This window comes from Stappia stellulata (assembly GCF_020176715.1).
In the GTDB taxonomy this organism is placed as follows: Bacteria; Pseudomonadota; Alphaproteobacteria; order Rhizobiales; family Stappiaceae; genus Stappia.
Genome location: NZ_JAIVMF010000019.1, coordinates 29,677 through 50,950, shown reverse-complemented (window position 1 = coordinate 50,950; position 21,274 = coordinate 29,677). Strand labels below are relative to the sequence as shown.

General features: G+C 67.1%; 21 protein-coding genes. 6 read left to right on the top strand and 15 right to left on the bottom strand.

Annotated features, from left to right (window positions below):
- Positions 1 to 36 precede the first annotated feature (36 nt).
- The 3 genes from LC092_RS18155 to LC092_RS21200 all read left to right on the top strand — a co-directional run bounded on the left by LC092_RS18155 (position 37) and on the right by LC092_RS21200 (position 1,782).
- On the top strand, positions 37 to 534 hold the full coding sequence (locus LC092_RS18155; protein WP_224808841.1) for an RT0821/Lpp0805 family surface protein: 498 nt from the start codon (positions 37 to 39) through the stop codon (positions 532 to 534).
- A gap of 117 nt (positions 535 to 651) precedes the next feature.
- The gene (locus LC092_RS18150) at positions 652 to 1,632 is read left to right on the top strand and encodes a DnaJ C-terminal domain-containing protein (RefSeq protein WP_224808839.1); all 981 of its coding nucleotides are present in this window, start codon (positions 652 to 654) and stop codon (positions 1,630 to 1,632) included.
- Between the two features lie 15 nt (positions 1,633 to 1,647).
- Positions 1,648 to 1,782, top strand: a complete 135-nt coding sequence (locus LC092_RS21200) for a hypothetical protein (protein ID WP_263627198.1) — start codon at positions 1,648 to 1,650, stop codon at positions 1,780 to 1,782.
- 19 nt (positions 1,783 to 1,801) lie between these two features.
- Here LC092_RS21200 and LC092_RS18145 read toward each other — a convergent pair whose 3' ends face one another.
- From LC092_RS18145 to LC092_RS18135, 3 genes are all read right to left on the bottom strand, one after another.
- On the bottom strand, positions 1,802 to 2,665 hold the full coding sequence (locus tag LC092_RS18145) for an SDR family oxidoreductase (protein WP_224808837.1): 864 nt from the start codon (positions 2,663 to 2,665) through the stop codon (positions 1,802 to 1,804).
- A gap of 66 nt (positions 2,666 to 2,731) precedes the next feature.
- Positions 2,732 to 3,484, bottom strand: a complete 753-nt coding sequence (locus LC092_RS18140; protein ID WP_224808835.1) for a crotonase/enoyl-CoA hydratase family protein — start codon at positions 3,482 to 3,484, stop codon at positions 2,732 to 2,734.
- Between the two features lie 56 nt (positions 3,485 to 3,540).
- Positions 3,541 to 5,310, bottom strand: a complete 1,770-nt coding sequence (locus LC092_RS18135; RefSeq protein ID WP_224808833.1) for an acyl-CoA dehydrogenase family protein — start codon at positions 5,308 to 5,310, stop codon at positions 3,541 to 3,543.
- 192 nt (positions 5,311 to 5,502) lie between these two features.
- On the opposite strand from LC092_RS18135, the gene LC092_RS18130 reads away from it, so the two are divergent.
- The 3 genes from LC092_RS18130 (at position 5,503) to LC092_RS18120 (ending at position 8,168) form a co-directional block, all read left to right on the top strand.
- The gene (locus tag LC092_RS18130) at positions 5,503 to 6,507 is read left to right on the top strand and encodes an L-threonylcarbamoyladenylate synthase (protein WP_224808831.1); all 1,005 of its coding nucleotides are present in this window, start codon (positions 5,503 to 5,505) and stop codon (positions 6,505 to 6,507) included.
- 372 nt (positions 6,508 to 6,879) lie between these two features.
- Positions 6,880 to 7,809: a histone deacetylase family protein gene (locus LC092_RS18125; protein ID WP_224808828.1), complete on the top strand. Its 930-nt coding sequence runs from the start codon at positions 6,880 to 6,882 to the stop codon at positions 7,807 to 7,809.
- Positions 7,810 to 7,886: 77 nt separating this feature from the next.
- Entirely contained in the window at positions 7,887 to 8,168 is a 282-nt protein-coding gene (locus LC092_RS18120) for an exodeoxyribonuclease VII small subunit (RefSeq protein ID WP_224808827.1), read from the top strand.
- Positions 8,169 to 8,180: 12 nt separating this feature from the next.
- Here LC092_RS18120 and LC092_RS18115 read toward each other — a convergent pair whose 3' ends face one another.
- The 12 genes from LC092_RS18115 to LC092_RS18060 all read right to left on the bottom strand — a co-directional run bounded on the left by LC092_RS18115 (position 8,181) and on the right by LC092_RS18060 (position 21,122).
- Complete coding sequence (locus LC092_RS18115; protein ID WP_224808825.1) at positions 8,181 to 9,284, bottom strand: class I SAM-dependent methyltransferase; 1,104 nt, start codon at positions 9,282 to 9,284, stop codon at positions 8,181 to 8,183.
- 35 nt (positions 9,285 to 9,319) lie between these two features.
- Positions 9,320 to 10,579 (bottom strand): class I SAM-dependent RNA methyltransferase, encoded by a 1,260-nt coding sequence (locus tag LC092_RS18110; protein ID WP_224808823.1) that lies wholly within the window; start codon positions 10,577 to 10,579, stop codon positions 9,320 to 9,322.
- Positions 10,580 to 10,637: 58 nt separating this feature from the next.
- Positions 10,638 to 11,381 (bottom strand): TlyA family RNA methyltransferase, encoded by a 744-nt coding sequence (locus LC092_RS18105; RefSeq protein ID WP_224808821.1) that lies wholly within the window; start codon positions 11,379 to 11,381, stop codon positions 10,638 to 10,640.
- Positions 11,382 to 11,402: 21 nt separating this feature from the next.
- Positions 11,403 to 11,558, bottom strand: coding sequence for a hypothetical protein (locus LC092_RS18100; protein WP_224808819.1), 156 nt, complete (start codon positions 11,556 to 11,558; stop codon positions 11,403 to 11,405).
- Between the two features lie 15 nt (positions 11,559 to 11,573).
- Positions 11,574 to 12,176: an SCO family protein gene (locus tag LC092_RS18095; RefSeq protein WP_224808817.1), complete on the bottom strand. Its 603-nt coding sequence runs from the start codon at positions 12,174 to 12,176 to the stop codon at positions 11,574 to 11,576.
- Between the two features lie 22 nt (positions 12,177 to 12,198).
- Complete coding sequence (locus LC092_RS18090) at positions 12,199 to 12,750, bottom strand: copper chaperone PCu(A)C (protein WP_224808815.1); 552 nt, start codon at positions 12,748 to 12,750, stop codon at positions 12,199 to 12,201.
- A 128-nt stretch (positions 12,751 to 12,878) separates the two neighbouring features.
- The gene (locus LC092_RS18085) at positions 12,879 to 13,286 is read right to left on the bottom strand and encodes a hypothetical protein (RefSeq protein ID WP_224808813.1); all 408 of its coding nucleotides are present in this window, start codon (positions 13,284 to 13,286) and stop codon (positions 12,879 to 12,881) included.
- A 78-nt stretch (positions 13,287 to 13,364) separates the two neighbouring features.
- Positions 13,365 to 14,732 carry an MFS transporter gene (locus LC092_RS18080; RefSeq protein WP_224808811.1) on the bottom strand — a complete coding sequence of 456 codons (1,368 nt, stop codon included), beginning with the start codon at positions 14,730 to 14,732 and terminating at the stop codon, positions 13,365 to 13,367.
- Positions 14,733 to 14,965: 233 nt separating this feature from the next.
- On the bottom strand, positions 14,966 to 16,885 hold the full coding sequence (dxs, locus tag LC092_RS18075; RefSeq protein WP_224808809.1) for a 1-deoxy-D-xylulose-5-phosphate synthase: 1,920 nt from the start codon (positions 16,883 to 16,885) through the stop codon (positions 14,966 to 14,968).
- Positions 16,886 to 17,208: 323 nt separating this feature from the next.
- Complete coding sequence (ribB, locus tag LC092_RS18070; RefSeq protein ID WP_224808807.1) at positions 17,209 to 18,528, bottom strand: 3,4-dihydroxy-2-butanone-4-phosphate synthase; 1,320 nt, start codon at positions 18,526 to 18,528, stop codon at positions 17,209 to 17,211.
- A 79-nt stretch (positions 18,529 to 18,607) separates the two neighbouring features.
- A complete protein-coding gene (gene aroC / locus LC092_RS18065) occupies positions 18,608 to 19,693 on the bottom strand; it encodes a chorismate synthase (protein WP_224808805.1) in 1,086 nt (361 codons plus the stop codon).
- A 160-nt stretch (positions 19,694 to 19,853) separates the two neighbouring features.
- Positions 19,854 to 21,122 (bottom strand): DUF3095 family protein, encoded by a 1,269-nt coding sequence (locus LC092_RS18060; RefSeq protein ID WP_224808803.1) that lies wholly within the window; start codon positions 21,120 to 21,122, stop codon positions 19,854 to 19,856.
- Between the last annotated feature and the right edge of the window lie 152 nt (positions 21,123 to 21,274).

The window sequence follows — 21,274 nt, the reverse complement described above, 5'->3', positions numbered from 1 at the left end:
GTCCCTTGCCCCGCGCCGGCTGCGGGACTTCGCCCCATGACACACACACGCTTTGCTCTTCTTGCCAAGATCGCCCCGCGCAGCGGGGCATGCGTTGCGCTTGCGTTGCTCGCCGGGGCTTGCGGCGGCGTGTCCATGCCCGTGGGCAGTGCCGACATCACCACGCCGCTGGATCTCACCGGCTCGATTTCTGGCCAGCAAAACGACGCCGACGTCGACATCAGCCGGCAGGACCGGGCCGTGATCGCCAAGGCCATCGCCACCGCCCGCGACGGCGCCGTCGGCGCGCCGCCGTTTGCGTGGAACAACCCGCTGAGCGGCAATTCCGGCACGATCGTCGCCCTCGCCGACGAGACAGTCGCCACGGGCACCGGCTGCGCGCGCTTCGAGACCACCGCCAACACCATCGGCGGCGTGCGCGCCTATCAGGGCATTGCCTGTCAGGATGCCATGCAGGACTGGGCCGTGATACAATTGATGGCAAAGGACGGCACCGCGGCCGACAGCGACGGCGCCGCTTTCCCGAACGGCTGAGCCGAACGCGGACAGGCAAATCGACATCTGGATTTTATTCCTATCAATTCCCATATGGCTCTTGAGCACAACACGGGTATATACCCGTCATGACACTTCCTAACCGCGGTCGGAGCCATGCGTGACCCTTACAGCGTCCTCGGCGTCAGCAAGTCGGCGAGCGAGGCGGACATCAAGCGAGCTTACCGGAAGCTCGCCAAGACCTATCATCCGGACCAGAATGCCGACAATCCGTCGGCCAAGGACCGTTTTTCCGAGGCGAGCCAGGCCTATGAGATCCTCGGCGACAAGGAGAAGCGTGCCCAGTTCGACCGTGGCGAGATCGACGCGGACGGAAAGCCGCGCTTTCAGGCCCACGGCTTCGACGGCTTCAGCGACAGCGACATCTTTCGCCAGGCGCGCGGCCAGCGCGGCTTCCAGCAGGGCCAGGGCGGCGGCTTCGACGATATCCTGAACGACATTCTCGGCGGCTTCGGCGGACGGGCCCGGGGCGGCGGTTTCGGCGGCGGCGCAGGCCCCGGCATGGGCGCGGGAATGGGCGGCGGCCGCGGGCCTCAGCCCAAGCGCGGACAGGACGCCCAGATCACCGCCCGCGTCACGCTCGAGCAACTCGTGCACGAGCGCAAGGCGAGAGTGACGCTGCCGAACGGCAAGGCGGTCGACGTCAAGCTGCCCGACGGGACCGTCGACGGCGAGAAGATCCGCCTGCGCGGCCAGGGGCACCCGGGCGAGCACGGCGGCGGCACCGGCGATGCCATCGTCGAGGTGCGGCTGGCGCGCCATGCGCTGTTCACGCCGTCCGACGACGACCTCAAGCTCGAGCTGCCGATCACCCTCTATGAAGCCGTGCTTGGCGAGAAGGTCCGCGTTCCCACACTCGACGGGGCGGTCAACCTCACGATCACGCCGAAGGCCGCAGGCGGCAAGACGATGCGGCTGAAGGGCAAGGGCCTGCCGAACAAGAACGGCGGGCGCGGCGACCTGCTGGTCACCCCGCGCATCGTGCTTCCCGAGGAAGACGACCAGGAACTGGCGACTTTGATGCGGGCCTGGAAGGAATTGCGGCCCTATCGTCCGCGCGGTCCCGAGTTCGGCTGACGGAGCGCCTCCACCATGGCCACACCGCCGAAGAAACCCCGCCGTCCGGCCCATGACGAAAACCGCCATCCCGTGCTGCACGGGCTGGCGCTTTTCGTTTGCGTCGCGGCCTTTCTCGGCGCGCTGTTCTGGAAGGCGATGGGCTGGTAGGCCCAGCCTTCCTGCCCGCTCAGCCCTTGGCCTTGCCGAGGTTCGCCGGCGGTACGCTGTCGTCGGGCACGAAGAAATCCGGCATCAGCGGTTGCGACGGATCCACCCGGTACTGATCGAAATCCGTGACGCCGCGCGACGCCAGGAACGTGTCGTCGATCAGGAAATTGCCGGTGAACTCCCAGGCCGGGCTGGTGAAGATCGCATAGGCGGCATCGGAGAGGATCTCCGGCGTCCGGCTCTTGGACACCATGTCGTCGCCGCCGATGATGTTGCGCACCGCGGCGGTCGCGATCGTCGTGCGCGGCCACAGCGCATTGACCGCGATGCCCTTGCTCTTGAGCTCTCCCGACAGACCCAGCACGGCAAGGCTCATGCCGTATTTCGCGATCGCATAGGGCGTGAAGGGGGCGAACCACTTTTCGCTCATGTCGAGCGGCGGCGACAGCATCAGGATGTGCGGATTGGCCGCCTGCTCCAGATAGGGGATCGCATGTTTGGAACAGGCAAGCGTTCCGCGCGTGTTGATCTGATGCATCAGGTCGAAGCGCTTCATGTCGGTGTCGGCGAGCGGGGTGAGTTGGATCGCGCTGGCGTTGTTCACCAGGATGTCGATCCCGCCGAACCGCTCGGCCGTCTCCGCCATCGCCTGTTTCACGCGCTCGTCGTCGCGCACGTCGACCAGAAGCGGCAGCGCCTGCCCGCCCGCCGCCTCGATCTCCTCGGCGGCGGTAAAGATCGTGCCTTCGAGCTTGGGGTGCGGCTCCGCCGTCTTGGCGGCGATGGCGACATTGGCGCCGTCGCGTGCCGCCCGCAGGGCAATCGCCTTGCCGATGCCGCGCGATGCGCCCGTGATGAAAAGGGTCTTTCCCTCAAGTGACATTTTGTCCTCCCGGCAGGCGCCACCCGCGCCCGCTTTGCTGATGAGACGTATGCGCTTCCAGGATCCTCAGCCGGTCTTTCCCGCCTTGTCGAGGAAGGCGGCAAAGGCCCTGCGGGCGGTGTCCGACCGCAGGCACTCGGCAAACAGCCTGATTTCCTCTTCCATGCGCTCGCGAAGCGCGGACCGGTCGCCGATGAGGAGCGACCGCGACAGCCGCATCGCCTCCGCCGGTTTGGCGGCAATCGCGCGGGCGCAGGCAAGCGCGCGCGCCTCCAGATCCTCTTCCGGCGCGATGTGATTGACGAAGCCGGCTGCCTTGGCCATCACCGGATCGAAGCTTTCGCCGAGACACAGCAGTTCGAAGGCGCGGCTGTGGCCCATGCGCGCCGGCGCCAGCAGGCTGGCTCCCGCCTCCGGCACCAGCCCCAGGTCGATGAAGGGCGTCTTGAAGAGCGCCCTGGGGCTTGCGAACACCATGTCGCAGTGAAACAGCATGGTCGTGCCGACGCCGATGGCGAGGCCGTCGACGGCGGCGACGATCGGCGTCTCGCAGGCGGCGAGCGCGCGCAGAAAGCGCACCACCGGCGCGTCGGCCATGTTGCCGTCGGCGGCGAACGCCAGAAAGTCGGCGATATCATTGCCCGAGGTGAAGGCTCCCGGAACGCCGCACACGAGATGCACGCGCACCTCCGGGTCGGCGTTGCCGCGTTCCAGCGCCTCGGCCAGTGCGGTGTACATCTCGCCCGTCAGCGCGTTCTTTTTCGCCGGGCGGTTGAGGCGCAGCGTCTCCACGCCCGCCTCCCTGTGGATCTCGATCATCGTGGTCCTCGTCAGCTGCGGTTGACCGTCAGAAATGCCGAAGGGCGGCCCCCGCCTCAGGCCGCCGGATCATAGGCAAGCACGGCGGCGGACGCTTGCAGGACCTGCGCCTTGAGGGATGCCGCCTCGCCCAGATGGGCGGCGGCGAAATAGCGCGCAAGATGAACGCGACGGGCGCCGGCCGGCGTGTTGTCGCCAAGGCTTGCAAGCGCGCCCTTGGCAAGCATCGCGCCGCCGAAGACCGTGCCCAGCAGGCGCAGGAACGGGGTCGCGCCGGCGAGCGCTTCCTGCTGGCGTCCCTGGCCGAGCGCGTCCAGCAGCCAGTCGACCGTTTCGCGCAGATGCGCGATGGCCGTCTCAAGCTGCCGTCCGGTTCCGGAAAGGCCGGCCTCCGCCGCGCGCGCCGATACAGCGATCGCATCCAGCTCCGCCATCAGCCCGCGGATTGCCTCGCCGCCGGACAGCGGCAGCTTGCGCGCGACAAGGTCGATGGCCTGAATGCCGTTGGTGCCCTCATAGATCGGCGCGATGCGCGCGTCCCGCAGGTGCTGAGCGGCGCCGGTCTCCTCGACGTAGCCCATGCCGCCGTGGATCTGCACGCCGATCGAGGCCACTTCCACACCGATGTCGGTCGAAAGCGCCTTGGCGATGGGGGTGAGCAGCGCGGCCCGGTCGCTCCAGCGGCCGCGCACGGCGGCGTCGCCGTCGAGACGCGCCATGTCGAGCGCATGCGCGGTGCAAAAGCAGGTCGCGCGCGCCACCTGTGTCCAGGACTGCATGTCCAGAAGGCTGCGCTGAATGTCGGGATGGTTGGCGATCGGACTCATGCCCTTGCCCGTCTCGCCCGGTGCGCGCCCCTGACGGCGCTCCAGCGCATAGGCGAGCGCCTGCTGCGTCGCCCGTTCGGCCACACCAAGCCCCTGGATGCCGACCGAGAGGCGGGCGTTGTTCATCATCGTGAACATGCAGGCAAGGCCCCGGTTTTCCTCGCCGATCAGCCAGCCGACGGCGCCCCCCTCGTCGCCATAGACCATGGTGCAGGTGGGCGAGGCATGAATGCCCAGCTTGTGCTCCATGCCGGCGCAGCGCACATCGTTGCGCGCGCCCAGCGAGCCATCGTCCTCGACGAAGAACTTCGGCACCAGGAACAGCGAAAGCCCGCGCGTGCCGGCCGGCGCGTCCGGCAGGCGCGCCAGGACCAGATGGACGATGTTGTCGGTGAAATCATGCTCGCCGTAGGTGATGTAGATCTTCTGTCCGAAAATCCGGTAGGTGCCGTCGTCAGCCCGTTCGGCGCGCGCGCGCAGGGCGTTGAGATCGGACCCGGCCTGCGGTTCGGTCAGGTTCATCGTTCCCATCCATTCGCCCGAGATCAGCTTGGGCAGATAGGTCTCGCGCAGCTCGGCCGTCGCGTGTTTTTCAAGCGCCTCGACCGCGCCCATCGTCAGGGTCGGACCGATGGCAAAGGCCATGGAGCCGAAGTTCCACATTTCGAGCGCGGCGGCGTGAAGCATCATCGGCAGGCCCTGCCCGCCGTATTCCGGCGCACCGGTGAGCGCGTTCCAGCCGCCTTCGCTCCAGGCGCGATAGGCCTCCTTCCAGCCCGGCGGCATGGTGACCACGCCATCGGCCAGCCTGGCGCCGACCCGGTCGCCTACGGCATTCAGCGGGACGATTTCCTCCGCCGCGAAACGGCCCGCCTCTTCCAGAATGGCATCCACCAGATCGCCCGACAGATCTCCTGCCCCCTCTTGCGCGACGACATCGGCAAGGCCGGCGACTTCCTTCAGGGTGAATGCGATTTCCGAAACAGGAGGACGAAACATCCGGCGAAATCCTTCTTCTTTGTTTTCGCGGGCCGCTTGACGGATCGCAGCAGAGACCGCAGAACCGGCCCGGCAGTTGGCAGGGCGGAGGATGGTCCCTGTTGACGTAAACGTCAACACTCGAGACTTACCCGAGGCGTCTGCGCCCTTCGCGTTTCAGCCACCCCTATTCGACCCGACAGGCACATCCGCATGCTCCGCTGGACCTTATCTCCCGACGTGTCCGATCCCGGCGATCTGCCGGAATTCGCGCAAACCGTTGCGGCACTCAAGGCCGGGCGGCTTGTCGGCGTACCGACGGAAACGGTCTACGGGCTTGCGGCCGACGCCAGCAACCCTGCCGCCTGTGCCGCGATCTTCGCCGCCAAGGGCCGGCCTCATTTCAACCCGCTGATCGCGCATGTGGAAAACCTTGAGGCCGCGCAACGCCACGCGGTGTTCGATACGCGCGCGCTGGCGCTCGCCAGCGCCTTCTGGCCGGGTGCACTGACGCTGGTGCTGCCGAAGCGCGCCGACAGCCCGGTCTGCGACCTGGCCACGGCCGGTCTCGGCAGCATCGCACTCAGGGTCCCGGCAGCGCCGGTGATGCGGGCGCTCGCACGCTCCGTCGGCGCGCCGCTGGCCGCGCCGAGCGCCAACCGCTCCGGGCGCATTTCCGGAACAACGGCGGATGCGGTTGCCGACGACCTCGGTCCCGCGCTTGCGGTGCTGATCGACGCCGGACCGACGCCGGTGGGCGTGGAATCGACCATCATCGGCCTGACCGGGCCGGACCCGGTCCTGCTGCGGCCGGGCGGCATTGCCCGGGAGCGCATCGAGCAGGTGCTCGGCGCACGCCTTGCCGCGCCGCGCCCCTCCGCTGACACTTCCGAGGCACCGGTTGCGCCGGGCATGCTGAGCTCTCACTACGCCCCCGGCGCAAGCGTGCGTCTGGACGCAACCCACGTCCTGCCCGGCGAGGCGCTGCTCGCCTTCGGCGCCGACCTTCCCGAAGACGCCGACACGGCCGTTGCCGTGGAAAACCTGAGCCCTGCCGGCGATCTCACGCAGGCCGCGGCACGACTGTTTCAGGCCCTGCGCCGTCTCGACGCCTCGGGAGCGCGCAGCATCGCCGTCATGCCGATCCCGGAAGAGGGTCTCGGCGAGGCGATTAACGACCGGCTGCGCCGCGCCGCGGCCCCGCGCCCGGCGTCCTGAGGCGTCTGCGCTCCTGCCAGCAACGCGTCACTGAAATTATCACAATAAATTCTCCGGCAGATTGTCATCTTTTACACCTCGACACCGCGTGAGGGAAATTTTATTTCACAATTCGCCGCCAGCGCCTTCTAACGCCCCGGCGAATCATTTAGTATTACAAATGGAATGCAGCTTGCAGCGAACCTCCCCAACGGGCCGTCTCACGCCCGCACCTTGCGCCCCGGGACCGTCATGGAAATGCGGTCCCGGTTTTTTGCGTCGAGACCGCTGCCTATCCCCATGCCGGTTTGACCTCTCGCATTGACAGCCTCGCGCGCGGCCGGTCTGATGCCGGCAACAGCTTTGTCAAAAAAGCACTTTGAGGAAACGCGCTTGGCCACTCTCTTCCTGCACCATACATCCTACCTCGACCACCTGACGCCCGTCGGCCATCCCGAACGCCCGGACCGGATCCGCGCCATCGACCGGATCCTTGAGCACGAGCGCTTTCAGTCGCTGGAGCGTGACGTCGCCCCGATGGGACGCATCGTCGACATCGCCCGCGCGCATCCGTCGGACTATATCGACATGGTGCACACCTCCGCACCGACGGACGGGCTGGTGCGCATCGATGCCGACACGACCTTGTCGCCGGGGAGCTGGGAAGCGGTGATGCGTGGCGTCGGCGGTGCCTGCCGCGCGGTCGACGAGGTCATGCAGAAGAAGGTGACCAACGCCTTTTCCGCCAGCCGGCCGCCGGGCCACCATGCCGAGCGCGCCCGTGCCATGGGCTTTTGCTTCTTCAACAATGCGGCGGTGGCCGCGCGCTACGCCCAGTCCGCCTATGGCGCCGAGCGGGTCGCCATCGTCGACTTCGACGTGCATCACGGCAACGGCACCCAGGATATCTTCTGGAACGATCCGACGGTGATGTATTGCTCCACCCACCAGATGCCGCTCTACCCCGGCTCGGGGGCCGCCAACGAGCGCGGCGAGGCGGACACCATCGTCAATGCTCCGCTTGCCGCCGGCGACGGCGGCGCGGAGTTCCGCGAGGCGATGGAGATCGCCATCCTGCCGCGTCTGGAAGCCTTTTCGCCCGATCTTCTGATCATTTCGGCCGGTTTCGACGCGCATGTGCGCGATCCGCTCGGCGGCTTGCGGCTGGTCGAGGCCGACTTCGCCTGGGCGACCGTCAAGCTGATGGAGCTTGCCGACCGGCAGTGCGAGGGACGCGTCGTGTCGCTTCTGGAAGGCGGCTACGATCTGGAGGGTCTGGCGCGCTCCGTCGCGGCCCATGTCATGACCTTGATGAACGCCTGAGCGACCGCCCCCTTAAGCTGTTCACGACGCCGGCGGGCCGCTTGCCCCGCCGGCTGCCGGTCTTTACGGTTGAGCCCATGCACAATGACCCGCAGGAGCCCGTCTTGACCAGCGAGAGCACAGACCCGGGAATTGAGGCGCTGTCCTTCGAGGCGGCGCTGAAGGAACTCGAGGACATCGTCGGCCGGCTGGAACGCGGCGACGTGCCGCTCGAGGAAAGCATCAAGCTCTATTCGCGCGGCGACGCGCTGCGGCGCCAGTGCGACCGGCTGCTCAAGTCGGCCGAGGCCAAGGTGGAAAAGATCCAGCTTGCCGAGGACGGCAGCGCAGCCGGCACGGAACCGCTCGACGTCGACTGACCCGCTCCCTCCTCAGGCCTGTTTCTCGTAGACGGCGATGCGCGTCAGAAAGGCGCAGGTCAGGTCCCGGCGCCGCAGGCCCGCCGCCGCGAACGCCCCGTCGAGATCGTCCGTCAGATAGCCCGCGTAATAGGGCTCGTGAAAAAGTGCTGGAAACAGCTCGAGCAGACCGTCGTTTTCCGGCAGGTCGCCCGCCTGCAAGCTGTCGGCGAAGATCAGCCGGCCGCCGGGCTTCAGCACGCGGGCGAATTCGCCCGCCACCGCGCGGCGGATCTTCGGCGGCAATTCGTGAAACAGATAGACGCAGCTTGCAACGTCGAGACTGTCGTCGGCGAAGGGCAAGGCCTCCGCCGGCGCGGTGACGAAGGAAGCCCGGCCGCGGGCACGCTTCGGCAAGGCCGCGCGGGCATGCTGGAGATAGGGGTGCGACAGGTCCACACCGAGCCCCCGCATGCGCGGAAAGGCACCAAGCGCCGGCGCGAGCAGTCCGCCCGTGCCGCAGGCGATGTCGGCATAGGCGACATGGCGCTGATCGCGCTGGCGCAACAGCTGCGACAAGGGCACCAGCGCCTGGCGCCGCATCGCCGCCGTCGCTCCCTTGAACAACACCTCGACCTGAAAGTCGTAGATCCGGGCGCTGTCGCGCGAGAGCCAGCCGTCGGTCTGATAGTGAAAGTTCTGGCGATAGTAGCGCGGCAGGCCCTTCGGCGCCTCGCGCGTTGCCTCGAAGACCTCCTGATGCGCGCCCGTCACGCGCCGCCGGGCAACCTCCGGGACGTCCCGCAGGAAGCGCCGGCTGAGATCGAGAAACCTGAGCGGCGAGCCGAACTCGCCGTCCGGCACCGGATAGTGCCCCGCCTCGATATTGGCGAGGTCGCGGCGAAACAGATCCGCGATCTGCGCGAACAGGCGCCGCTGATCCGGCGTGTTGCGGCGCGGCTTTCGCGGCGCGGCGGGGGACGGAGCCTCCGCCTCTTCCGTCCGGTGCCGACGGGACACGCGGCGGGTGATCGCCTGCGCCAGTTCGCCATGAGCGGCGAACCACGTCACGCGCGCGCCCTGACGGGCCGCATAACGTGCCCGCCGTGTCCAGGTTGAAAGCGCGGTTTCCGACATCTCGGCCTCCTGTCCCTCAGGCAGGAGGCGTGCGATCAGTCGCGCGTCAGGCCTGCCACCACCTCAATATGGGGCGAAAAGCGGAACTGATCCACGGGCAGCACCGAGCGAAGCCGGTAGCCACCGTCAACGAGGTGGCGCAAATCGCGCGCAAGGGTCGCCGGGTTGCACGAGACGGCCACCACCGTCTTCACCTTGGAAAGCGCAAGTTCGCGCGCCTGCGCCTCGGCACCGGCGCGCGGCGGATCGAAGACGACCGCGTCGTAGCCATCGCCGAAATCGTCGAGATCCGTTGCGGTCAGCGGATTGCGGAACAGGTCGCGGCGCTCGCCCCGCACCTCGCGCAAGGCGCCCGCACCGGCGCGCATCGCCCCATCGAGGGCTTTCAGCGCGGCCCGGTCGCCTTCCAGCGCATGCACCCGGGCACGGCGGGCAAGCCTGAGCGCGAAAGTGCCGGAGCCGGCGAAGAGATCCGCGACATTGCGCGCCTTGCCCACACATTCCAGCACGCGCTTGGCAAGGGCCTGCTCGCCGGCCAGCGTTGCCTGCACGAAGCCGCCGGGTGGCGGAACAAGCGGCAGCCCGTCGACGGAGAGGATCGGCGCACGCGCCTCCACAAGGGTCTCGCCGTTGAGCGACAGGCGCGCGAACCCCGCTCCCATCGCCCGCTCGACGATCTGCGGCACGCTGCGCGGAGAAATCTTTGCCGGTGTCGCCAGCGCCACATCGAGGCCGGTCCCGGTCGCAAGAACGGTGAGGGTCACCTCCCCCTTGCGCGGCATGACCAGCGATGCCAGCTCGCGCAGATCGTCCATCGCCGCGACAATTTCCGGCAAGACCACCGGACAGACCCGCAGGTCCACCAGACGGTGGCTGGCGCGTTCGTGAAAGCCGAGCATCACCCGCGATCCGGCGCGCGCGGCGGCAAAGACCGCGCGGCGGCGTCCCTCTCCGGTGGCATCCACCGTCGGCTCGACAAGACCGTCGACATCGGCAAACCCGCGCGCGGCGAGAGCCGCGATCACCTGATCGCGTTTCCAGTCGAGGATCGCCCGCTGGTCCATGTGCTGAAGGGCGCAGCCGCCACAGGTGCCGAAATGCGGACACAGCGGCTCGACGCGCTCCGGCGCCGGCGTCAGCACCTCCAGGAGCCGCGCACGACCGTCGTCGCGGGCAATGCGCACGGTCTCACCGGGCAGCGTGAAGGGAACATGGACGGGGCCGTCGGCCGTCTCGGCGCGCCCCTCGCCCTTGTGGGCCAGGGTCTCGATGGTGCAGGTGATCTCGCTTGTCATCCGCGCCGGTTACAGGGATGCAGGCGGAAAGGCAAGACAATCGCGTATCGGGCGATCGTCAGCCGTCCTTTCGGCCGGCCAGCAGCCACTCGCGATTGCCGTCGCCGCCGGTGATCGGCGAGGGCTCGAACCCGATCGAGGACCACCCGGGTTGGGCATCGAACCACTCGGCCAGCGCCCGCGCGGTGCGTTCGGCAGCCTTCGGTTCGACCAGCCCCTTCTTGCCGACGCCTTCGCGGCCGATCTCGAACTGCGGCTTGACCAGAAAGACCCCGCGCGCGCCCGGTGCCGCCAGCTCCAGCGCGGGCGGCAAGGCAAGACGCAGCGAGATGAAGCTCATGTCGGACACGACGATCGCTGGCGTGTCCCCGTCGAGATCGTCACGTGTCAGCGCGCGGGCATTGACCCCGTCGCGCCGATTGACGCGCGGATCGGCGGCAATGCGCGGATGCAGCTGGCCATGGCCGACGTCGATCGCATGGACGCGGGCGGCGCCCGCCTCCAGAAGAACCTGCGTGAAACCGCCGGTAGAGGCGCCGAGATCGAGCGCGATCCTACCCGCGACATCGATCGCAAAGACTTCCAGCGCGGCCTTGAGCTTGAGCGCGGCGCGCGACACATAGGCCGCCGCCGGATCGCCGGTCTCCAGTGCCGCGTCCACCGGCACCTTCTGACCCGGCTTTTCAACCACCTGACCGTCAACACGCACGGTGCCGCGCAGGATCGCGTCGCGGGCACGGGCGCGGGTCTCGGCCAGGCCGCGCGCGACCATCACCGTGTCCAGCCGCTCGCGCTCAGCCATTGCCGGGGCCCCGCCCGCTGCTCAGAAGCAATTGGCCAGCCCCGTCAGCAGCCGGTCGACGAAGACGCTCTCGCCATAGCGCCACCACAGGGCGCCCGTTGCCGCGAAGAGGATCGCGACAAGAAGGGCGCCAAGCACCATCAGGGGCGTGCGCAGGGAGGCGGACGACGTGCTCATGACTTCCAGTGTCCGTCAGGAGCCGGCATCGATCAAGCGGCGCAGCTTGGCCATCGCGTTTTCATGCGCCTCGCCATAGGCGATGGTTCCCACGAAGCGGTTGTCGGCATCCATCAAAAAGACGGAGGCCGAATGGTCCATGGTGTAGTCGCCATCGTCGAGCTCCACCCGTTTGGCATAGACGCGGTAGGCCTTGACGATTTCATCAACCTGTTCGCGCGTGCCGGTCAGCGGGCGGATGCGCTGGTCGAAGGCCGCCACATAGTCGCGCATCACCTCGGGCGTGTCGCGTTCGGGATCGACGGAGATGAAGGCGAAGTCGATCTTGTCGGCATCCGCGCCCAGTTCCTCGATCCAGCCTTGCGCTTCGGCGAGCGTCGTCGGGCAGACGTCCGGACAGAAGGTGAAGCCGAAGAAGAACGCATTCGGCGTTCCCTTGAAATCCGCTTCCGTCACCGTCTTGCCGGCGGCCGCGTCGGTCAGGGTGAAGGGACCGCCGATGCTGGCGACGGGGGAAAAGGATCCCCCGCCTCCCGCTTCGCGGTAGTGGTTGACCGTCACGAACGCGACGGCGGCGATGACCAGGACGACAGCCGCCCAGGCACCGTAGCGAAGCATTTTCAATCCAGACATACCGTCCTCAGTTCTTGGGCTGGCCGTGTTTCATGCCGCCGCCGGCCTTCATGCCACCGTTCATCTGACCGTGGCCCTGCTGCATGCCCATTCCCTTGGCACCGATCTTCTCCACGGCAAAGGGCACCTCGACCGAACCGGCCTTTTCGAAGGTGAGCGTGACCGGCACGACATCGCCCTGCTTGAGCGGTGCATTCAGGCCCAGAAACATCACATGGTAGCTGCCGGGCTTGAGTTCCAGCGTGCCCTTGGCGGGAACGGCAATGCCGTCGGCCATTTCGCGCATCTTCATCACGCCGTCGACGACCGCCATTTCATGCAGTTCCGTCTTGTCGGAGACGCCAGCCTGCGCGGAGACCAGCCGGTCCTCTTCCCCGGCGTTGACGATGGTGATGAAACCGCCGCCGGCAACGGCGCGCGGCGGGGTGGCGCGCGTCCAGGCACCGGACAGCGTCAGATCGCCGAGAGCGATGTCCCCGGCCACGGCCGGCAGGGAAACGGTCGCCAGCGACGCGGACGCAAGGGCGGCCGCAACGAGAAGGGTCTTGAAAAACGTCATGTTCAGTCCATTCCGGAAATGTCGGCCTACGGTCGGCGGTCTCGCCGCGGCACGGCCGAAATCAATCAGGGACGGCCGGAAGACATCCGGCCCGCGCATCAAACCGGCAGAGCGACGCGGATAGCGCGTCAGCCGGCCGCGATCTGACCGCGGGGCGGGCCTCGAATAGCGCCAAGCGCGCCGAAGCGTTCGGAAGGACGCGTTTGCGCGGATGCGCGGCGCGCGGCAAAGGACGGCGCCTCCGGCCTCTGCGGGGTCCAGCCAACGGGACCCAGGCCCCGCAACAGCTGACAGGCGGCGCCATGAGGGCAGACCGGGCCGCAGGTGCAGAACCCGGCGTCATGTCCGGACGGCGCGGACTGCGAACTGCCGGGCGCGGCGACATCGTTCAGGCAAAGGATCTGAAGACCGGGCTCGGCTTGCGCGCGGGCCGCCGAAACGACCGGCCCGGCGATGCCCTGGAGCACGAGCGCAAGGATCGCAAGCACCGCCAAAGGCAGCGCCTCGCGTCGCAGGCTCTTGAAAAAGGTGCTCATCCCGATCATCGGCGCGACAATGCAGTAAAGCCATCTGCGCGTCGAGCGCTCAATTGCCGCAGCCGATGCCGGGCCGCGTCACGCGGTCTTCAGCGGGCTGGCCTCCGGCTCGTCCTCGTTCGACGCGGCCGCCACGACCTCGTCCATGATGTGCACCTCTGCGCCATCCAGCTCGTTCTCATAGGCCGGAAACTCTTCCGGCGGAATCACGAGCGAATCGTCAAGGTCGAGCGGCTCGGGCGTGATCACCGAACCGACCTGCGCGGTGGAGGCGTAGTCGTAATCGGTCTTCTCCTCGGTGGAGAGCGACGAGCGCTGGAACAGGCGCGAGACGATGTAGCCGCCCATCACCAGCTGGACCAGCGCGACCTGGAGGAACAGGCCAGAGGGTCCGACACGCGCCATCACCAGCGAGGCGCAGATCGGGCCGACCGCCGAGCCGATGCCGAAGGCGAGCGTCAGCCCCGAGGAGGTCTCGACGTAGTCGTCGGCATCTGCATAGTCATAGGCATGCGAGGCGGCGATGGCATAGGCCGGCTGGGTCGCCACGCCGATCATGAGCGCAAGCATCAGCGCCATGCCAAGGCCCGAAATCGTCAGCGTCGAGAAGATCAGGCTGACGATCACCGCCGTCACCGCCAGTCCAAGCAGCACGTAGCGGCGATCCATCCGGTCCGACAGGCGGCCGATCGGCCATTGCGACAGGGCGCCGGCGCCGACGAGGGTCGCCGCGAAGAAGGCCGCATTGTCGGTCGAAAGGCCGATCTGGATGGCATAGAGCGGCGCCATCATCCACAGGCCGCCCTGGGTCACGCCGATCAGCAGCACCGCGACCAGCGCCGTCGGCGAGGTGCGATAGAGCTTTGCCGGGCGGAACCGAACCACGGTGATCGGCGCGGGTTGGTTCGCCGTGGTCAGCGAGACCGGAATGACCGCGAGGCTCACCGCCACCGAGGCAACCGCGAAGGGCACGAAGGTGGAAATATCCATCGCCGTGATCGACACCTGGCCAAGCGTCATCGCGGTGTAGACCAGCACAATGTAGATCGACATGATCGTGCCGCGATTTTCGTTGCTCGCCTGCTCGTTCAGCCAGCTTTCCACGATCATGTAGAAGCCGGCGAGGCAGAAGCCGGAGACGACGCGGATCAGGCTCCAGGCAATCGGCTCGACCAGGATCGGATGCAGGATCGCGGCCGCCGACATCAGCGACACAAGCGCGGCGAAGGCGCGGATGTGGCCGGCGCGCATGATCACATAGGGCGCGCCGATGCAGCCAAGGACAAGCCCGACGAAATAGCTGGAGGAAATCACACCGATGGCGATGTCGGAGAACGCGGCCTGAGACCCGGCAAGCGGGAGCAGCGTGCTCTGCAGGCCATGTCCCGCGATCAGCAGGGCAATCGACAACAACAGCGCCGTTACGGGGGCCAGTGCTTGCGCCATGGACACACTCCAACCGGACAGAATTTCGGAAACCTGCGAGAGAAAGAAGAAACATTCTTCGCCAACCAAAAACGAACGCCGACGTGTGCCGACGCTCGCAACTGTCTGGCGACCCTCACAGATCTCCGGTCACCCTGTCAACAATGCGTAAACGCATAGCGGCCGCACATGGGTGTGGGTCACCACATGGCTTGACCGACCTACGGTCAGGTTTTGCCGGGAACCACGCCCCCTCAGGCGCGGCGAATGCCTGCCGCCGCGTCCTGTCCGAGCGCCTGAAAGACGGTCTTCATGATGCCTTCGGCATCGAGCCCCGCCTGGGCGTACATGCGCTCCGGTTTGTCGTGCTCGATGAAGGTATCCGGCAGGCACAGCGGGCGCACCTTCAGCCCGGCATCGAGCACCCCGCGCGTGGCGAGAAGCTGCAGCACATGGCTGGCGAAGCCGCCGACGGAGCCCTCCTCCACCAGCACCAGCACCTCGTGTTCGCGCGCCAGACGCAGGATCAGCGCCTCGTCGAGCGGCTTGGCGAAGCGCGCATCCGCGACCGTGGTCGACAGACCGGCCGCATCGAGTTCATCCGCCGCCGCCAGACATTCGCGCAAACGCCCGCCAAACGACAGCAGCGCCACCTTGGTACCCTCGCGCAGGATGCGCCCGCGTCCGATCTCCAGCACCTCGCCGCGCTGCGGAAGCTCGATGCCGATGCCCTCGCCGCGCGGATAGCGGAAGGATAGCGGGCCCTCGTCATAGGCGGCTGCGGTCGCCACCATGTGGCGCAGCTCCGCCTCGTCACCCGCCGCCATGACGACGAAGCCCGGCAGGCAGGCAAGATAGGCCGTGTCGAAACTGCCGGCATGGGTCGGTCCGTCGGCGCCGACGAGACCCGCCCGGTCGATCGGAAACCGCACCGGCAGCGACTGGATCGCGACGTCGTGGACGACCTGGTCGTAGCCGCGCTGCAGGAAGGTGGAATAGATCGCGCAGAACGGCTTGTAACCCTCGGTCGCCAGACCGGCGGAGAAGGTCACCGCATGCTGTTCGGCGATGCCGACATCGAAGATCCTCTTGGGAAAGGCCTCGCCAAAGAGATCCAGACCGGTTCCATCCGGCATGGCCGCCGTGATGCCGACGATCTTCTCGTCGCGTTCCGCTTCCTGGATCAGGCTTTGCGCGAAGACGCGGGTGTAGGACGGGGCATTGGCCTTGGGCTTTGCCTGCTTGCCGGTCACCACATCGAACTTGGCGACGCCGTGATATTTGTCAGCGGAGTTTTCCGCCGGCTCGTAGCCCTTGCCCTTGCGGGTCACGGCGTGGATCAGCACCGGTCCCTGATGGGTGTCGCGCACGTTCTTGAGAACCGGCAACAGGTGGTCGAGGTTGTGGCCGTCCACCGGGCCGACGTAATAGAAGCCCAGTTCCTCGAACAGCGTTCCGCCGGTCCAGAAGCCACGGGCATATTCCTCGGCGCGGGCGGCCTTTTGCTGGAGCTGGCGCGGCAGCACCTTGGCGAGCTGCTTGGCGGCGTCGCGCAGCGACAAATAGGCGCGGCCCGACACCAGGCGCGCCAGATAGGCGCTCATCGCGCCAACCGGCGGGGCAATCGACATGTCGTTGTCGTTGAGGATGACGATCATGCGCGAATGCTGTCCGCCGGCGTTGTTCATCGCCTCATAGGCCATGCCCGCCGACATCGCGCCGTCGCCGATCACGGAGATGATGTTGTTGCTGCCGCCGTCGAGATCGCGCGCAACCGCCATGCCGAGGCCGGCGGAAATCGACGTGGAGGAATGCGCCGCGCCAAACGGGTCGTATTCGCTCTCCGTGCGCTTGGTGAAGCCAGAAAGGCCATCGCCCTGGCGCAGGGTGCGGATCCGGTCGCGCCGGCCGGTGAGGATCTTGTGCGGATAGCACTGGTGGCCGACGTCCCAGATCAGCCGGTCCTTCGGCGTATCGAAGACATAGTGCAGCGCCAGCGTCAGCTCCACGACGCCAAGGCCGGCGCCAAGATGGCCGCCGGTCACGGACACGGCGTCGATCATCTCCGCCCGCAGCTCGTCGGCGAGCTGGCGCAGATCCTTTTCCGGCAGACGACGCAGGTCGGCCGGCGTGGAAACGGTGTCGAGAAGCGGCGTATCGGGGCGCTGGTACACGAATGTGATCCCAAGTGTTGTTGCGCGCCGGAGGATCCGGCTGGCGCGGTGCATACCACCAACGGCACATAGGGCGCAAATCCGCCCGCAACAGAGCTTCTGTCAGCAGGCCGGTTGCGCTGGCGATCCGCAATGCACAGTGCCGCAGCGTCAAAAAGCCGATAAAAACGGGGCACTCGGCATATAAATTCGACCACCTCACCCATTTAGGTGATGCACAGAAGGCCAAAAACTACTAAACAGAGGTTGTGGTCGATGGGGCCACGTGCACAGTGATCGACTTGAGGCCGAGCTTTCGCTCGGCCTTTTTTTTGAACGGATGTTCAAATTTCGCGGATTTCCGTGCCCTCGATCGCGATGCCGAAGCCTTCCAGTCCGACATAGTGGCGCTGGCGCGAGGCCAGAAGGGTGATCGAGTTGACGCCGAGATCCTTGAGGATCTGCGCGCCCAGTCCGATTTCGCGCCACTGTTCCTCGCGCGCCTGGGCCGACTGGTGCTCCTCGAGCTCGGCTGCCGCAAGATCGCTGCGCGCCCGCCGCGCCTGACGCGCGACGCCCACCGAGCCCTCACGCAGATAGACGACCACGCCGCGACCGCGGCCCGCGAAATCGCGCAGCACGTCGTCGAGCACCCGCGTTTCGCCGAAGACGTCGTCGAGCACGGATTCCAGCTGCAACCGCACCGGCACATTGCGCCCGTCGAGAATGTCGCCATAGACGACGGCGACGTGATGCATCGGGTCATAGGGCGTGGAATAGGTCACCGCGTAGGCCGGACCGGCGACGGTTTCGACCGGCTGCTCGCTGACACGCTCGACCAGCCGCTCCATGCGCTGGCGCCAGGCGATGAGATCGGCGACGGAAACCATCTTGAGGCCGTGCTCGGCGGCGAAATTCGCCACCTCGGCGCCGCGCTTGACCGTACCGTCGTCATTGACGAGCTCGGAGATCACGCCGACTTCCGGCTGGCCGGCAAGCCGGCACAGGTCGACGGCGGCTTCCGTATGGCCGGAGCGCATCAGCACCCCGCCCTCGCGGGCGACCAGCGGGAAGACGTGTCCCGGCCGGGCGAAATCCGCCGCACCGGCATTGGAGTTTGCCAGCGCGCGCACGGTGGAGCAGCGCTCCTCCGCCGAGATGCCGGTGGTCAGGCCGTGGCGATAGTCGACGGAAATCGTGAAGGCGGTCGACAGCGGCGCGTCATTGTCGGCCACCATCGGGTCGAGACGCAGCCGGCGGGCGGTTTCGCGCGTCATCGGCGCGCAGACGATGCCGGAGGTGTGGCGCACCATGAAGGCCATCTGCTCGGGCTTCACAAGCGAGGCGGCGACGATCAGGTCGCCTTCGTTCTCGCGGTCGTCATCGTCGGTCACGACAAGCATCTCGCCGCGCTCGAATGCGCGGATGGCCTCCGCGACACGTTGCTGGGACAGATCCAAAGCCACAGGTCCTTTCAGGCCGAGAAGATCGTTCGGGGTTACCGCGCCGCCCGTGGCGGCGGCGATGCGCTCTGCACTGTCGCGCGAGACCCAGACGCCCGGATCGTTGCACAATGCCGTCACCGCCGCCGGCGACAGGCCGGCACGGCGCGCAAAGGCGGATCGGGTTTCCTTGGACTGGGCAAGCCATTCATCGAGACGCATGCCGACACCCTACCCCAAACACCTTTCAGTAGCAATGAAAGGTGCGGTACTTTTTCAGCAATACTGAAAATCAAGAAGCCTAGCCGACCTGGCCGCGGTGGCGCAGCAGGTGGTCGGCCAACACGCAGGCAAGCATCGCCTCGCCGACCGGCACGGCGCGAATGCCAACGCAAGGGTCGTGACGGCCCTTGGTACGCACATCGACCTCCTCTCCGCCCCGTGTGACGGACCGGCGCGGCGTCAGGATCGACGAGGTCGGCTTAACCGCGAAACGCGCGACCACCGGCTCGCCGGAGGAAATCCCGCCGAGCACACCGCCGGCATTGTTGGACAGAAACTGCGGCCGGCCATCCGCGCCGATGCGCATCTCGTCGGCATTGGCCTCGCCGGTGAGTTCCGCCGCCTCGAAGCCGTTGCCGATCTCCACGCCCTTGACCGCATTGATCGACATCAGCGCGCTGGCGATATCCTGATCGAGCTTGCCGTAGAGCGGCGCGCCGAGACCGGCGGGAACGCCGTCGGCGACCACCTCGATCACCGCACCGACGGAGGAGCCGTCCTTGCGAATCGCGTCGAGATAGTCGGACCAGCGGGCCGCCGTCGTTGCGTCCGGGCAGAAGAACGGATTGTTGCCGATCTCGTCCCAGTCCCAGCGCGAGCGGTCGACCTTGTGCGGCCCGATCTGCACCAGCGCGCCGCGCACCCGCATGCCGGCAATCACCTTGCGCGCAATGGCGCCTGCGGCGACCCGTGCGGCGGTCTCGCGCGCGGAGGACCGGCCGCCGCCGCGATAGTCGCGAATGCCATATTTGGCATCATAGGTGTAGTCGGCATGTCCGGGGCGGTAGCTCTCCTTGATCTCGCCGTAGTCCTTGGAGCGCTGGTCGGTGTTCTCGATCATCAGCGAGATCGGGGTGCCGGTGGTGCGGGTCTCGCCATCCTCGTCGACCATCACGCCGGAGAGGATCTTCACCGCGTCCGCTTCCTTGCGCTGGGTGGTGAAGCGCGACTGGCCCGGCTTGCGGCGGTCGAGAAACGCCTGGATCTCCGCTTCGCTGATGGCAAGGCGCGGCGGGCATCCGTCGATGACGCAGCCGAGCGCCGGCCCGTGGCTTTCTCCCCAGGTCGTGACGCGGAAAAGATGGCCGAAGGTGTTGTGCGACATGGAAACTCGATCCGGGCGGGCGATGACACGATGCGCGGGGACCGTCCCCGCGAGTCCTCCCTTCTAGTGGGGGAATGCGAGGAGGGAAACCGGAAACTCGCCCGTGCGGATCACCCTGGGCAAAAGCCGGGCCTGTTCCCCACGCGGTTTGCGCCGCCGTTCAGCCGCTCCGCCCGGCGGCTTTTCCGCTGTCGCCCGGCTCGCCCTTGCCGGTCTCGGGCAGTGCGCTGCGGCGGGCGAGGGCTGCGGTGGCGCGCACATCGAAATCACGGGCCGCGCGGGAAAACCCGCCCCCTGCGCCATCGACGAAATGCACGTGCCGGCTCTCCTCGATGGAGAACACCAGACAGGTCATCAGGGCGGATCGCGACACATGCATGCCGTAGACGAGACGGTCGTCCGCCTCTCCCTTGCGCAGATAATTCTCGAGCGCGCCGCGCTGCAAGTCGTTCAGGTCGAGCACGAGACGCAGCGTGTCGTCGAACTTGCGAAAGTCGGTATTTCGGACAACCTCGTCGAGATAGCGCTCCGGCTCCAGCGGGCCGACCCGGCGACGGAGCGTCACCGCGACGAGGAAGACCATCGCCTCGAAGGTCGCCCGCGACAGCACGCGCCAGAAACCACGCGCCAAGCCAAGGGTTCGCGCCTCGCGCAACAGGCCCGAGGGCGGGAAGCGAAACCGCAACGACGTCCGGCGCACGGGCGCACTGCCTGGAACAGCGCCGGAAAAGTCGTTCTCCAGCAGCCGGTCGAGATCGGTGATCAGCCCCGCGAGGGCTTCGGGGCTGCTGTCCTGGGGCCGAAGCATCAAGGTGACGATATGCCCGTGCTCGGCGGGAACCGGCTCCCATCGGCAGGACAGACCGTCGAGTACCGTTGCGACGTCGCCGTCTTTCTCGCGCAACCGGTAGGGCGCGACCCGGTCCGGGTCCTTGAGGATCGTTTCCGCCATCGCGATTCCCCCGCCCGAGAACATGGCGAGATTGTTTCCAAGACTGAGTTGAAGCTTCGCCACCCTGAGATCGGCGCCGGCGCGTCTGAGATCCGCGACCGGGATCGCGGCGACACGAAGATCCAGACCGGCCGTTTCACGGGCGATCACCCGAACCCCGGCCAGCGCCTGTCCGGCCTCTTCGGCCAGATGCGGCGGCACGGCCGCCATGGCGCCGTCCCCGCCGAAGACGAAAGGGAGCTCGATGTTCTGCGACGCGTTCAGCACCGCCGCCACGGCCGCCGCCGCGATCATGTTGACCGTCTTGTAATTGCCGGCCGCCAGCGCGTCGCGCGAGCGCACGATATCGGCGGCAAGCAGGACCCAGCCATCCGGGAGGGGCGCATAGGAGCGCCGGTCGGCCACACCGGAAAACTCCGTGAACACCGGCAGGTCAGCGTAAAATCGAGTTTGGGCGCTCGAATGATCCGCCATCATTCGCCTATCCTTTCGCTCCGCCCCCACACGTGCGGTCTGCCTCACCAAGCCCTGCCTACCCCTAGATACGCGGAAATTGGCCAGATGGTTGCAAATCGGGCAAGCGAACACACAGATGTGTGAAGACCGCGAAGAAACCGCGTAAAGATCAT